Raw genomic sequence first — 15,209 nt, 5'->3', positions numbered from 1 at the left:
CTTAGAGACTCCTATTTTTGTCTATCTATCTTTTTCATTCTCTCTTCTTTTCTTAACTAAGAATGTAGCCACATCCACACCTTTTGATCCTCTTCCGAATCCAGCATCCATACCGTTCTTGACTGCTATTTCAGGTGTAACTTGTGTTCCTCCACTTACAATAATTATCTTATCCCTTATACCTTTTTCAATACAGTAATCATTGATTCTTTTCATGTTCTTATAATGAATCTCATCATGACTTATTATAGTTGAAGCCAGTATAGCATCTGCATTAAGTTCTATAGCTGAGTCCACGATCTTTGCTACAGGTACAGATGTTCCAAGATAATGACATTCGATTCCGTACTTTTCGATTCCCCCATGTTTAATATCTAATATTTCTCTAAGACCTACAGAATGTTCATCTTCCCCAATAGTTCCTGCAACAATCTTCATAGGCTTATTCTTTACATCTTCTCTTATTTCATCATCACTCATTACGATTGGCTTTGGAGGTATTACAAGGTCATTGATATCAACCCCAAATGATACCTTACCTTTTATTTCAATTCTAGTCCCCTCTGCCATTTGCATAACTTGTTTGTGAATTACTTCAACCTCTTCAAGATTCATTTTCTTGCCTATCTCAACTGCTGCAAATTCTGCTGTTCTTTCATCAGTGGGTAACATCATAGTTATAAGTACCGTTCCATCACCCATCCATTCCATTTCTGGTTTTAATATAGAAGTTTTTCTTATATCTTTTGTTTCTTCCAATCTCTTATATACATTATCTTCTTCATCTAATTCATCTATGTATACTATCTTGCTTCTATCTTCAAAAGTACATCCGTCTATTAGTGATGAAGGGTCCTTAACAGCTTCTTCCCCATATTGAGCAAGATTATTATATCCGAAGAATGCTGTAACAGGCGCCATATAATCTTCATCTCTAGTGAAAACTGTACCTGCACCAACTCCACCATTAATCTTTCTTACAATACCATCATAATTTCTTTCTGGATAACAACCTGAATCAACAAAGAATCCAGCTTCAACTGCATTGAAATAGCCTCCTATATCAAGTATCTCTTCCATAAATAATACAGCACGTTCTTTTAATTCACGTATCTTCTCTGGGAGGAATCCTTCATCTCTCTTCAAGGCTACCATGTCTTTTAATCCATCCATACCTATCATGGCTTGTTTAGCAGTATTAGTACCTTCTATATTATATATATGCCAAGGTACATTTCTTCCTTCATCAGGAGTTATAGTTGATTGTATATCAGCACTTGTCAGCTTGGAAATAAGCAGGTTAAGAGTATGGGTTACTGTAGCTTCCCTTGTTGATGAACCCATGTATTTCGTATTCTGCTGAGCCCTTATCTTATATTCTCTGAACAATTCCCTTAGTGCTATAGCATAAGGTAGGTCAAGCTTCATACAAGGTGCTGGTGGAGCAGTTGGTGGAACAGATGATAAGCATATATTTTCTTTTTTGATTCCTGATTTTACTGAAAACATTGAATTGAGTCCATGCTGTACCATAAGCTCTGGCATTACTCTCCATGCCTCTCTTGCAGTTGCATTAGCATTATGAGCTCCATCTATCTGTACTATACCTGCATATGCCATTACATGCTTTGCATTGGCTGCATCAACAAAAGAACGAATCATGTTGATATTTCTGTATAAAACATTATATTGTGGGTCTTGATGAGCTCCATTGACTCCTTCTTCTGCAAACATTACAGCTATCTCTGGTCCTGCAACACCACTTACATATGAGTGGTAATTGATTTCTCTGCCCACTTCATCTTCAATGTAATCTAGTGCTTTTCTCTGAGCTCTAAGTTGCTTTCTTGTTATTGGAATTCCACCTATACCTTGTGGAGTTCCTTCTATTAAACCATCAAAATGGCTTTGTCCTGCGGTTCTTATTACCATAAGATGGTCAGCACCATTCCAAGCAGCCATACGCATTCTACGTATATCATCTTCAAACCTTCCTGATGCTATCTCAGTTGTGATAACGCTATCAGGCTGTGGGTCAATGTTATTGAAATAATGAGCAGCTGGAAGTGGTTGACTCTGCGTTAAGTTTTCACTAGTGTCACTGTAGCAAAATGGTCCAATTTCTCTTACTTCTCCTCTACCATCTCTCCAATGCCATCCCATTCTACGAGGTGAATAATGCTCTAAATCTTCCAAGATATTATCTATATCCAGTTTTTCATTAGGTTTTAGATTCATTTGTTACTTTCCTCCCCCAAAGACTTGTTCTAAGTGAGCCCATAGCTCTTCGTCATTATTAGCTAACCTTAGTCCTGCTTCTCTTATTGATAAATCTTTATCCCTTGCGGCTCTATATACTAAATGTCCAGCACCTTTTCCCACAAGATGCTTCTTTTTCTCCATTAAAGATGTTACTATAGCTTTAGATTCAATACTGGAAAATCCCATTCTCAATAATACCGAACGTTCAATTGATGGAGAAGTATTATTCTTAGCCATCTCTATCATAGGGTCAACTATTTTTTCAGCCAACTCCCAGAATCTTTGTTCCAATTGATCTTCTGTCAGATTCTCCAAATGTTTCCTTCTTGATTCGTAGTCATCCAGTCGATTGTTACCCATAAACATCCTCCTTATAATTAAACTATTTCACATTAAGTCCCCATTACTAATGGATTGTTATTTTTCTTATATCCATTACCATTACATTTCTTCTATTATTCTCTTGACTTCTTCCTCACTTAGCCTTATTTCTTCAGCTATGAACTTAATTTCATCATCTGAAAATCCTTTGTCTGTTTTTAGATTCTTAATATAAGATTTCTTCAATTTCATCATATCTAACTCTTTAGCTTTTATTAGGCTAGGATGTTTTGGTAATATAATATTCTTACCTGGAACTTGATTAACTGGATCACCAATCTCTATACTTATACCGTTTTCTCTTGCAAAAGATAATTGAGCAGATACATGCTTACCAGCTCCTGTATATTCTGTTTCCTGTACAACTATTATTTTATCTTCATCCATCTGTGTAGCAAGGTTGAATGCTGCTGTTACTGATGTATTTCCGGCAGGTCCTCTTTCAAGTCCTTCAATCATTGCCATAGCTTCTGTCATATAAAATACTTCCCCTTGGGAAACAGTAACATATCTATCCATATATCTTAATGGTCTTGCAGCTGATCTTGGAACATCTGATCTATCTGGATTAGTTGAAAAAGGTACTCCAAAACCTGTATGACCAGTAGTAAATGATTTCTTGTTGAACTGGTTGTCACTTGCCATATGAAGTCCTGTCAAATCAACACTTGCTCCTATTATAGTGGTATTAGTGGCTCCTGATTTCAATAAACCTCTTGCTGTTCCTGTCAAGTTTCCACCACCTGCATTAGTGACAACTACTACATCAGGGTCTTTATTTTCATTCTCTCTGAACCATGTAGCAAGTTCATATCCAAGAGTTTCAATACCAGCCACACCAAAAGGTGTATAAAGAGAAGCATTGAAATAACCTGTTTCATCAAGTACTTTCAAAAAAGTATAGAATAGCTCTGGTCCTACTGTAAGTTGTATGACTTCAGCACCATAAGCTTCACATTTCCTTGCTTTTTCAATGATCTCTGGCTGTCCTTTTCCTTCACTGTCATAGCATTCTTGGATAATGATACATTTTAGTCCCTGCATGGCTGCTTGACTTGCAACTGCTGCACCGTAATTACCGCTAGTCGCAGCTACCACACCTTTATATCCTAATTTTTTTGCATGATAAACTGATACTGCTGCTCTTCTAGCTTTGAAACTGCCTGATGGATTTGCTGCTTCGTCCTTTAAAAATATTCTGGCACCTTTACCTCTGCCACCTATTTTTCTAGCAAGTTTTGTAAGATTCTTAAGTTCATAAACAGGTGTATCACCAACACTGGTTTTCTTTTCAATCTCTCTTACCTGGTTAAGTTCATAGCCTGTTTTTTTCATCATACCTTCATAGTCAAAAACAACGCCTTCTCTTTCAAACTCAGTGTAGTCAATACCAACTGCTTTTTTCATTATCTCATTTTTTCTGCTCATTATTGAATCATAACTAGTATCTCTACTCACTATCTTCACCTCCTAGAATTGCCCTAAGCTGGTTACCAATATAAGAAAGCTCAGGAATGTAATCTCCAAAAGTATGTTGATAGCTTGGATTGACTTCTATCAAAGTACCTTCTATCTCACGACCAATATATGTTCTTACAGTAACTCTATCATCTATACAAGCTTCTTCATTAACTAAATAACCTTTTACCCACATTTCAAGAGGACATTTTTTTGTATCATCCGGTACATGACTAGCCCTCTTATCAGGCTCTAAAACAATATTATGAATTCTAACCCAGTCACCTTTTCTTGCTATCATAATAAATACCCTCCTTTGGTACTAACTTATTCCTCTATCATATCTCTCATATCACCCATAATAGCTCTTGGAACTGGTAAATCCAACATGGTCTTTAGTCCAGCTCTTGCATTGATTACGTGTGGAATCATATTCACACACATAGCAATAGTTCCGATTCCCCCTGGAATCTCTGGGTTAATAGCCATATTTACATCTGGAACACCTTTGATTCTTATGTAATCACCAGTACTTACCCCTTCAAGCTCAGGCTCTATTTGTTGAGGATGAATCATATTGATCTTTCTTTCCCCATTAACCATTCCATGACCAACCATGTTGACACCTGCTACATTACCTGCTTCTACCTTGGCATAAGGTGTCTCTCTATAAACGTTGGAAATAATAGGTTTACATCCTTGGCTTATTGGTCCATCCAATTTCCAGCCGATTGCATCTGTAATCATCCTTATGGACTCAGCAAAACCTACATGACCAGCCAAAGAACCATCTTCAACTCTTCTATCAAAATCATCTGCTTTAATACCTACACCTTGTTCTTCCATTACTGTTGGTCCGAAAGGTGATAAACTGTTGACTCTTTCACACTCTATACTTTCAACTTCTTCACAAGCTCCTGTTAAAACAACAGCCAATAAGTCCATAATCAATCCTGGATTAATTCCAGTTCCTAAAACTGATACACCATTTTCTTTTGCTACCTTATCTATTTCATCTGACAACTCAGGAGACTGAGCTCTTGAATATGCCATCTCTTCAGCCGTTGATATTACATTGATTTTCTTCTTAAGGATGTATACTATCTTATCAAAAGCACCCTTAACATAAGAATCTGTACATAATAATGCTACATCTGCACATTTCTCTGTAAAAATTTCATTTTCGTCACCACTAATGATGACCTCTCTTCTATCCTTTTTCTCTACTCCCAAAACTTCATACATGCTTTTCCCAATTTTATTAGGGTCTTTATCACATACCGAGACTATTTCGACACCTTGTTTTTTTAACAGCATATTAGCCATTCCGCTGCCCATAGCTCCAAATCCCCATATTATAACTTTTATATCTTCCATACCTTATCCTCCTATATCTAATACTTATAAAGTAGCTACCATCACAGCTTTTATAGTATGCATTCTATTCTCTGCTTCATCGAATACAACTGAGTATTTGCTTTCAAATACCTCATCGGTAACTTCCATTTCGCTTATACCATATTTCTTCTCTATTTCTTTACCAACAGTAGTTTTAAGATCATGAAAAGCTGGAAGACAATGCATGAAGATAACTTCACTATTAGCCATATTCACCATTTCCATATTTACTTGATAAGGCTTCAACAACTTGATTCTCTCTTCAAACTGCTCTTCTTCACCCATGGAAACCCATACATCAGTATAGATGACATCTACACCACTGATACCTTCTTCAACAGAATCTGTAACTGTTATAGAACCACCTGATTCTTTAGCATATACTTCAGCCTTAGTTACTAATTCTTGCTCTGGGAACAATTCTTTTGGAGATACTATTCTAAAGTCCATACCCATCTTTGAAGCACCTATCATCAATGAGTTAGCCATATTGTTTCTGCCATCGCCTACATAAGCGAATTTTATTCCCTTCAAATAACCTTTATGTTCAAATATAGTAAGGAAATCTGCTAATATTTGAGTTGGGTGGAATTTATCTGTTAATCCATTCCATACAGGAACACCAGCATATTTTGCTAGATCAGATACTGTATCATGGGAAAATCCTCTAAATTGGATACCATCAAACATTCTTCCAAGTACCCTAGCTGTATCAGCAACAGATTCTTTTTTACCTAATTGAATATCACCTTTTCCTAGATATTCTGGATGAGCACCTTCGTCAACAGCAGCTGTCACGAATGCACATCTTGTTCTTGTAGAAGGCTTTTCAAATATTAGTGCTATATTTTTGCCATCAAGATTCTTAGGTCTTATACCTGCGTATTTTTGTCTTTTTAATTCACTGGCTAAATCAATCAAATACTCAATTTCCTTCTTAGAATAATCCTCTAATGATAACAAATGTCTTCCTTTCAAATTAAATGCCATAATACCTTCCTCCTTAAAATTTATATTATTTTTATCTTAGATATAAAAGTTGAACTTGTTGAAACAGTTAAATATGTTTAGTTCAATTTATATAGATAATTAAATATCTTCTCTTACGATAGGCATACTCATACATCTTGGACCGCCTCTGCCCCGAGACAACTCGGAACTATGGATAACGTGTGTCTTAACACCGTTCTCATTAAGTATCCTATTTGTTACATAATTCCTTGAATAAACTACAACCTCTCCAGGAGCTATTGCAAGAGTATTAGAACCGTCATTCCATTGTTCTCTTGGTCCATCTATCTTATCTCCACCAGCACATCTTATTAAAGTAATGTCAGTTAATCCAAGATATTTTTTCAATATTTCCTGTAATGTTGCCTTTTCTTCAGTGATTTTTATAGAATCATCTTTCTCTTTGGTTATTGAATAAACTGTCAATGGACCTTCTATCTCATGATGAATAGTGAATTTATTATAATCAATCATTGTAAAGACTGTGTCCAAATGCATGAATGCTCTCTTTTTGGGTATATTGAATGCAAGTATTGTGTGAAAACTCTGACCTGATTTGAAGATATTTTTTGCAAGTGTTTCTACCGAATGTGCTTCTGACCTTTCTGATATACCTATAGCTAAAACATTTTTATTGAGAATTAGTGTGTCGCCACCTTCTAGAGATGTTTTTTCATTACGATTATATAATATTGGAATGTCACTATCCTTGAATCTTGGATTATGCTCTATTATATATTTCATGAAAAGTGTCTCTCTATTTCTAGTACACGTTCTCATCTTATTAATTGTTATACCGTTCCCGATTGCAGCGGCAGGGTCCCTTGTAAAGTATAGATTAGGCATAGGGTCCAGTATAAACGGATAGGTCTCATCTACTAAGTAAGCTAATGATTTTGCTATATTTGGTATTTCATTTTTTCTTATCCCTGACATCATTTTTCTAATTAACATACCGTCATCTTTATTATCAAAATACTCTAACAGCGCATATTTCATTCTTTCATCATATATTCTAGCTTCATCTAAAAAGTCTTTTATTAGAGCTTCTCTAACCTTCTTATCCTCTATTGCTTCAACTACCAAGTCCTGTAAGTAAAGAACTTCAACCCCTTGTTCCTTCAATGTCCTAGCGAAATAGTCGTGTTCCCTTATAGCTTCTTTTAGATACGGAATTTCATCAAATAAAAGTTTTTCCATAAGATTAGGTGTTAAATTTTCTATTTCAGCTGAAGGTCTATGAAGAATTACTGAAACAAGCTTGCCTATTTCAGATGTTACATGGAGTGGATTATCGTAAGACATCAACTTCCCCCTTTTAAATAGTATTTTTATATTTGAGAAAATTGTATGATATAATAATTAAGTGACAAATATCCAACTTCCTCATTAATAATTCAAACATTTGTTATCTCATTAGCAAGAAAAAACTATAAGTCATAGCTTAATTAAATAGAAAAAATCATAAGTATATCGCCCATGAATAAAATGGTTCATATGTCAGAAACATGCACTTTCACATACATATTATCACATAATTAGCCTCCAATAACAACCACATTTTTTAATTAAAATTACCTTTAAAATATTATGAATTTATATTCAATGCTTTTCGGATAAATATTCAACAAAAATCCCCATTATTACTGTATTTTCTTTATTGAAAACGTTTAAATATAAATAAAATTTTTTTATTAAATTTTTTAAAAAAACTATAGTTGTCCCCTCTAGCTTTTTTTTAAAAACTATTTTGACTTGATACCTATGGTTTTTTAAGTTCAGCATTTCATTTTAGGTTTCTTACAAAAAATATGCTCCTACTTTTGGTAAACAGTTTTTATCTTTTATACCGTCTACCATAAGCGGAGCATATCATTATATAAATATTAAAAAATTTATACTTTACCTTACTTTATCGCAATGATTAATTCAATACTAAAGTCCATAGGGATTTTAGTATTATTAGATACTTTTTTGATGTCATCTGTTAATCGACTAATATATGTTTCTTTATTTTCTAGTGTTCTAATATAAGCTGATCCGTAAGAAGTCGATCTGAAGAATCCAACTACTTCTTCTGCACTTAATTCAACAACATTAGGAATTGTAATTATAGTAACCTCTGAAAATAGCTGTGAATTTCTAATTGCATTTATAGTATAATCAGTATTAATCAATCTATCACTTCTATATAAATTCCATCTTTGCACTAGTTCTTCCTGTATAATTGACTGAACCTGAGATTCTATCTGTGGAAAATCATACCTATAGGCAGCAAATATGCCTTTACCTTTTAGCCATCTATATATTTTTTTGATGACATCTTCACCATTCATCCAATAGAATGAATTTCCGGCAGTAATAACATCAACAGAATCAGGCTCTACTTCAAATTGTTCTGATGTACAGTTATATACCTTGCAATTATTAGGAACATTAGACTTATTAAGCATTCTACTATCTGGTTCAACAGCAAATACCTCTTTAAAATACTTACATAAGTATTGAGTTGATATCCCCGTGCCAGCACCTAAATCAACAGCTCTCAAACACCCGTCTACATTCTTCATGATTTTCTCAAATAAATCTTTTGGATATGTTGGTCGAAATTTCCTGTATTCAATATTGGAATCTCCAAAGTTAGTTTTACACTTAATTTAAAGCCTCTCCCTTCTTAACTGGATTGTAAAATATTTTTGTAGTTATTATATTTTATCATATTTATCTATATTCCAATACAACCATCTGATGACAATCTAATTTTCCTACAGTATAAGTTATTTTATTGCCTTTTTGTGAAAACTCAACTTCCATCATTTGAGGTGCTAGATATACTTTTTCTATATTTTGCTCAACTTGCAATTGAACTTGTATATCATATATTGGTACTATATCCTCAATGACTTCTACACCTTCACCACGTTTAACTGGTACTGCATATAGAAGATGGTGTATGAATCTGCCTTGCTCTTTTTGATGTTGAAGTGTCGTTACACCTTGTTCTTTAAGGCTGGTTACTAATGTTTTGGAATCAATCAACAATTCATCTAATGCATACTTGACCATGTCTTTTAATATTAGATGTCCCTTAGTAGCATAATCACTGAAAACTTTCCATGCAATATAGATACCAGAATCACTTCTCACCATTCCAGGTGAACGTTTACCAGGCTCATTAGGTGTATGGAAATGTGAAGAAAAATGTAATAGGTCTCTGTTGAAATATGAATCTTCTCTTACTCCTAATATTTCACCTTTGTCAAGTGAAATCTTGATACCATCACTGTACATGATGAATGAGGTGCTTCCTAGTCCTTGATAACTGAATTGAGGGATAAAATAATCTGGTTTATAGGGATTTTTGCCTTCATATTTTATACCTAGGTCAATTGCAAATCTATCTTCATTTTCATCCAAACCTGATAGTCCTGTAGCCAGTACTTTTCCACCTTGTCTAATATATTCTTTTAACTTTTTCTCTAGACATGAATCCAATAATATTACATCAGGTAGTATTATAACTTTATATTTACTAAAATCTTCTTCCATATCTATAACATTAAATAGATAATTTCCTTCTAGAAGCATACGTACAGCTCCTGAGTCACTTTTACCTACAAAATCATGAGGGTTATCCATATCTTTTCTTTTTATACACTCTTCAGATAATAAACCAATATCAGCTACAGCCTCAACATCATCACACCAAGCTTCTTTTTCTTCAACCTCTTTATATGCTTCACCAATTAATCCATATGTAACTTCATCAAGCATTCCTTGTGGATGCATCTGGTCTCCAACACATATCTTAGCTCCATTAGCCAGGTTAAGGGCTGCTTCATATCGAAGCGCATTAGGATGTTTGAAACCTCCGAATTCTCCCCATGTCGTATGGAATTTTCCTGTCATTCCTAAGAACTCTTTCCCTAAACCTTGTATATATCTAGCAGATAGTGGGAAATGGTCATATCCCCATCCACCAGTAGGTAATGATTCTAATTCAAAATGTGTATAATAACCAAATAGATCTCTTCTTCCTTTTTCCATGTGACCGCTGTTATGGAAGATTTTCATATCTGGTTTAATACTATGTATGGTTTCTTCTATCCTTTGCAGATAATTTTTATATACTCTTTCTCCTAGTTCACTGACAGCCTTATCATCTCTTGGGTCCTTTCCCTCACTTATTAACCGATTCATACAAGTCTGGCAATAGCATTTTCGAGTTCCCACTATATCAAGAAAGATTCCTTCTGTATCATATCGCTTTACCACTTCTTCAACCTGATTCAATAAATAGTCAAGATATGGTGTATTCATACACAACTCATGATAACCAGCAACTGTAAAATCTTTCACCCATGTTGTACTCTGGTCTTTATTTCTAAACAACCACTCTGGATGCTTCTTTGCCATCATCTCATCCAAACCAGCTGATATATATATTTGGTTTCTTACATTTATCTCTTTACATGCTTCTAACATGTTTCCTAATAAATCAATTTCTAGAGATGGATGTGATTCACTAACACCATTTAGATAATATAGCCATCCATGATGACCTTTGGCAAATATATTAATTGAATTGACATGACCTTTTATTAATGCATTCTGAAATTGTTTTTTATCAAATTTGCTACCTACTCCTGGAATATTCTCTCCTGTATGAAAATCTAAATGAATCTGTCTAAATGGCATTTTGCCCATAAAAATTCCTCCTTAATATTCTTAGTTGTTATTAATTCTAACAAATCTTAGGAGGACTTTCTTTACAATTATTAACTTGTTTTTTAATAATATTAACATATTATTTATCATCAATCATATTACAAATCATTTCAACATGTGGGATACCATCTTCTAAGTACACATTTGAATTAATAACAAATCCAAGACTTTTATAAAAATCTGTCAAATATTTCTGTGCAGAAATTTTAATCTCTTTTTCCTTTAAGTTGTTTTTTATGAAATAGATAGCTTTTATCATTATTTCTCTTGCTAATCCTCTTCCACGATAATCTATATCTGTCAAAACTCTTCCAATGGATATTTCATTATAAGAAACTCCTTTTTGTAGAATTCTAAGATAAGCAACAATTTTGCCATCTTCTATACCAAGAAGATGATATGCTATTTTATCTTTATCATCACAATCTTGATAAATACATTTTTGTTCAACAACAAAAACTTGATTTCTTAGTTTTAATATTTCATATATTTCTTCTGTATTTAATTCTGCAAAATGCTTAATCTTAATTTCCAAGTCCTTTGCCCTCCTTAAGATTTCAATAACCAGTTATTACATACTTACCTCTGCTTCCTATAAACAGAAGCCGTTATCCCCGTATAATTCTTGAACTGATTAGAAAAATGACTAACTTCCGTATAACCCACTTTTTGTCCAATCTCAGAAATTGATAGGTCTGAATTTAATAGATACTGTTTAGCCTTCTCCAGTCTTTGTCTTTTCACATAATTCATTGGTGTATTTCCAAAGTGCAAACGAAAAAACTTGATGAAATAATTCACCTGTAGATGAGCAATATCTGCTAACTGTTCAACAGTAATAGGCTCTGCTAGATGTTTTTCAATATATGATATTATCAGTTCCAGTTTTTCTATTGAAGGTGATTTGTACATACGTAATTCTTTTACATTAATCTTATCCAAGAAATATGCAATAATCTCTAACAGCACTCCTTTTGCCTTTAGTACAGATGAAATATCTTTCCTTCTATCAAGGATAACCAATTCCTTGAATAACTTAATAAAGTAATCTTTATCTTCTTCAATATTAATTATATTAGGAAAATCAAAAATATCAAAAAGGTTCTTATCACCTATGGTTGCAGTAAAATGGCACCAATATTTTTTATAATAGTTACTATTGATATATGAAAAAGCATGTGGTTGATTGGCTGGTATTATGACCAGATCCCCTTTTTTGGGGAACAAACTCTTGTTACCGGTCTCCACCCATCCATCACCCTCACATATATAATATAACTTATTGAAATAAGGAATATAACTTTTTTCTTTCCATGTATCATCACAATGAATATAATCTGCAATAATAAGATTAACATTCAAATTAGACAAATAAGCCTTACTAAAATTTTTCTCATCCTCCATACAATTACCCCTTACATCATGCTATATCTAGTACCACTTAGTTACTTCCAAATATCTTCTCATAACAGTAAAAAGCTAATTCTCTCCCTGGGAAATATACTTCTCCAACTTTTTCATATCCTAATCTTTTATAGAATGAAAGAGCGATAGGGTTACCACTGTAAGTATCCAATCTAATGGAATTATAGTTTTTTTGTCTAACCAAATCTTCAGCAAAACTCATGAAACTCTTTCCTATACCTTTCCCTTGTCCCAAAGGACTTACAGCTAATCTATGTACTACAAGAATATCTGATGATTTGCTCTTCCAGTCAACAGTTTTGTATTCCTCATCTTGTTCTTCATTGAGGGTTATTATACCTAAAAACCTATTTTCATCCTTCATTACATAGAGGTTACCATCAGCTATATCTTCTAAAATTACTTCTTCATTAGGATAATCTTCATCCCATTGAAATATATTATTTGCTCTCATATTATTAACACAGTCATTGATTAGTTTCATAATATCAGCTATATCATCTATTTTTGCTTTAATTATCTCTGCCATAATAATTCAATCTCCTATTCATTTTTTATATTAATCTCACTTAAACTCATAAATACAACTGCCTATATGGCAATAAAAACATACACTATATAAGTTATAACGCATACACAAGTAGTGGCTACTGTTATATTATTTACAAGCTTAGCGTTCTTTTCATCACCATATCTAGCCACAAAAATGGAAAGTGAAAATGGTGGTGGTAATATAAGCAATGTAAAATAAGCATATTCAAGGTATTTATCAAAAGTCATGAATCTATCTATTATCAAGAATTTTATTAAATAACCTACAGTCAACATTATTGCATAACGCATGATTACATAGATAATAGTATACTTAGTGAACTCTTTATCAAAAGATAATCCATACCCAATCACTATAAGAATAAGCGGTGTAGCTATCTCACTGAAATACTCTAACGTAACGTATAATCCGTTAAGTACAGGTTGTTCATGTAACAGATTAGATAATCCCAATACATTAACAGTAATACCTAAAACAAGGGCTATGATTAATGGAGAAGTCAGAAAGCCTTTTAACGTTTTTAGGCTGAGTTTTTCATTACTAAATACTAATTTAACAGCTGACATATATATTATCCATAGAAAAAATTCATGACCCACACCCATTATTGCCATAGATGGTAAATTAGTTTCACCAAAAACTGTAATATATAAAGGAATTCCTAATAAACCAAAAGTAAATCCACATAGGACAAAAGGTAGAACAGGGTTGCTTATCTTTGGTATTTTAGTCAACAAAAACCCAATACACAACATTATGCTACATAGAAGAATAATCGAAAAAATTAATCCTACATACTCTTTCTTTAATTCTATATTTACAAATGCAATAAATAATACTGCTGGTAAGGCCATATCAATAACTATTTTTTTAATACCATCAATAGTTTCTTTGCTGAGAAAATTTGTTTTCCTTATAAGAAAACCTATTAAAAATAAAATAAGAATAGGCATTACTTTTGATATTAGTTCCATTATGTTATCCTTTCTTGTTATCTAATTTATAAAGCCTTCGATTAAACATATCATTGAAAATTATACCACAAAACAGTATAGAATATAACTATTATTATCATATATGAAAAACATAATTTACCATATGAGTTGATTATTGTACTTGTATAAATAACAAATAAATACAAAAACTATATCTATATTTTGAAATAAGGTGATAATGTGAAAAAAGGTTACGTATTGATAACTGGTGGTAATAAAGGTATAGGATTAGAGCTGGCTAGAATATTTGCAAAGAATAATTACCCCTTAATATTGGTTGGTACAGATATCCTTGCACTCTATGAAGCTAGAAATGCCATAAAAAAAACTTATAAAGTCCCTGTTTGTCTCATTCAGAGAGATCTGACCAAAAGAAATGCAGTTGATGAAGTGTATAAAATAATAACTGACAGGGAAATCCAAGTAGATATATTAGTTAATAATGCCGGATTCGGAACATATGGTCCATTCATTGAGACTAATCTTGAAAAAGAATTAGACTTAATTGAACTTAACATAAGAGCCGTCACCCATATGACAAAACTATTTTCTAAAGACATGGCTAAGAGAAGACATGGAAGAATATTGAACATTTCCTCAACAAGTGCCTTCCAAGGTGGTCCTTATATGGCTGTATACTTTGCTTCCAAGGCTTATATCTTACACTTTACAGAAGCTATTCATAATGAATTCAAACCATATGGGTTAAGAGTTACCGCTCTATGTCCTGGTCCAACTGATACTAATTTTACTGATTGTGCTAAAGGCTCCGGTAAAGCACGTATATTCCAATCCATGCTGTCATCCAAGAGAGTTGCAACTGCCGGTTATAATGCTCTGATGAAAAATAAATTATTCAAAGTAGTAGGCATAAAGAATAATATTTTGAGACAGCTTAATAGGCTTTTACCAAGAGAGGCAGCAATTAATATTGCTCAATATTGTTTATTAAAAGAAAAATAATAGTTACAAAATATTGGGCTGGGAACATTAGATTT

General features: G+C 33.1%; 14 protein-coding genes. 1 reads left to right on the top strand and 13 read right to left on the bottom strand.

The genetic code is table 11. The features are described 5' to 3' along the window. Nucleotides 1-21: 21 nt before the first annotated feature. The 13 genes from oraE to HYG85_RS19095 all read right to left on the bottom strand — a co-directional run bounded on the left by oraE (nucleotide 22) and on the right by HYG85_RS19095 (nucleotide 14,190). Nucleotides 22-2,238, bottom strand: coding sequence for a D-ornithine 4,5-aminomutase subunit OraE (oraE, locus tag HYG85_RS19155; RefSeq protein WP_212691014.1), 2,217 nt, complete (start codon nucleotides 2,236-2,238; stop codon nucleotides 22-24). 3 nt (nucleotides 2,239-2,241) lie between these two features. Next, entirely contained in the window at nucleotides 2,242-2,622 is a 381-nt protein-coding gene (locus HYG85_RS19150) for an ornithine aminomutase subunit alpha (protein ID WP_212691013.1), read from the bottom strand. Nucleotides 2,623-2,703: 81 nt separating this feature from the next. Further along, complete coding sequence (gene ortB / locus HYG85_RS19145) at nucleotides 2,704-4,101, bottom strand: 2-amino-4-oxopentanoate thiolase subunit OrtB (protein ID WP_276515013.1); 1,398 nt, start codon at nucleotides 4,099-4,101, stop codon at nucleotides 2,704-2,706. After that, nucleotides 4,094-4,402 (bottom strand): 2-amino-4-oxopentanoate thiolase subunit OrtA, encoded by a 309-nt coding sequence (gene ortA / locus HYG85_RS19140; protein ID WP_276515012.1) that lies wholly within the window; start codon nucleotides 4,400-4,402, stop codon nucleotides 4,094-4,096. Before ortA ends, ortB begins: the two co-directional genes overlap by 8 nt. A gap of 26 nt (nucleotides 4,403-4,428) precedes the next feature. Beyond that, a complete protein-coding gene (ord, locus tag HYG85_RS19135; RefSeq protein ID WP_212691012.1) occupies nucleotides 4,429-5,478 on the bottom strand; it encodes a 2,4-diaminopentanoate dehydrogenase in 1,050 nt (349 codons plus the stop codon). Nucleotides 5,479-5,502: 24 nt separating this feature from the next. Then, nucleotides 5,503-6,489, bottom strand: coding sequence for an ornithine carbamoyltransferase (argF, locus tag HYG85_RS19130; protein WP_212691011.1), 987 nt, complete (start codon nucleotides 6,487-6,489; stop codon nucleotides 5,503-5,505). A gap of 99 nt (nucleotides 6,490-6,588) precedes the next feature. Next, nucleotides 6,589-7,815: an arginine deiminase gene (gene arcA / locus HYG85_RS19125; RefSeq protein ID WP_113671384.1), complete on the bottom strand. Its 1,227-nt coding sequence runs from the start codon at nucleotides 7,813-7,815 to the stop codon at nucleotides 6,589-6,591. 602 nt (nucleotides 7,816-8,417) lie between these two features. Continuing rightward, nucleotides 8,418-9,080: a class I SAM-dependent methyltransferase gene (locus HYG85_RS19120; protein ID WP_212691010.1), complete on the bottom strand. Its 663-nt coding sequence runs from the start codon at nucleotides 9,078-9,080 to the stop codon at nucleotides 8,418-8,420. A 151-nt stretch (nucleotides 9,081-9,231) separates the two neighbouring features. Continuing rightward, a complete protein-coding gene (locus HYG85_RS19115) occupies nucleotides 9,232-11,217 on the bottom strand; it encodes an alpha-amylase family protein (RefSeq protein WP_212691009.1) in 1,986 nt (661 codons plus the stop codon). A 100-nt stretch (nucleotides 11,218-11,317) separates the two neighbouring features. Then, nucleotides 11,318-11,773: a GNAT family N-acetyltransferase gene (locus tag HYG85_RS19110; protein ID WP_212691008.1), complete on the bottom strand. Its 456-nt coding sequence runs from the start codon at nucleotides 11,771-11,773 to the stop codon at nucleotides 11,318-11,320. Nucleotides 11,774-11,817: 44 nt separating this feature from the next. Beyond that, nucleotides 11,818-12,642: an AraC family transcriptional regulator gene (locus tag HYG85_RS19105; protein ID WP_212691007.1), complete on the bottom strand. Its 825-nt coding sequence runs from the start codon at nucleotides 12,640-12,642 to the stop codon at nucleotides 11,818-11,820. A 37-nt stretch (nucleotides 12,643-12,679) separates the two neighbouring features. Continuing rightward, the gene (locus tag HYG85_RS19100; protein WP_212691006.1) at nucleotides 12,680-13,192 is read right to left on the bottom strand and encodes a GNAT family N-acetyltransferase; all 513 of its coding nucleotides are present in this window, start codon (nucleotides 13,190-13,192) and stop codon (nucleotides 12,680-12,682) included. 62 nt (nucleotides 13,193-13,254) lie between these two features. Then, on the bottom strand, nucleotides 13,255-14,190 hold the full coding sequence (locus HYG85_RS19095) for an AEC family transporter (protein ID WP_212691005.1): 936 nt from the start codon (nucleotides 14,188-14,190) through the stop codon (nucleotides 13,255-13,257). Between the two features lie 201 nt (nucleotides 14,191-14,391). Here HYG85_RS19095 and HYG85_RS19090 point away from each other — a divergent pair, with 201 nt between their 5' ends. After that, nucleotides 14,392-15,174: an SDR family NAD(P)-dependent oxidoreductase gene (locus HYG85_RS19090; RefSeq protein WP_212691004.1), complete on the top strand. Its 783-nt coding sequence runs from the start codon at nucleotides 14,392-14,394 to the stop codon at nucleotides 15,172-15,174. The last annotated feature ends 35 nt before the right edge of the window (nucleotides 15,175-15,209 follow it).

This window comes from Vallitalea guaymasensis (assembly GCF_018141425.1).
Taxonomy (GTDB): Bacteria; Bacillota; Clostridia; order Lachnospirales; family Vallitaleaceae; genus Vallitalea; species Vallitalea guaymasensis.
Note: the sequence above shows the minus strand (reverse complement) of the source record. Positions and strands in the feature narration are given on the sequence as shown.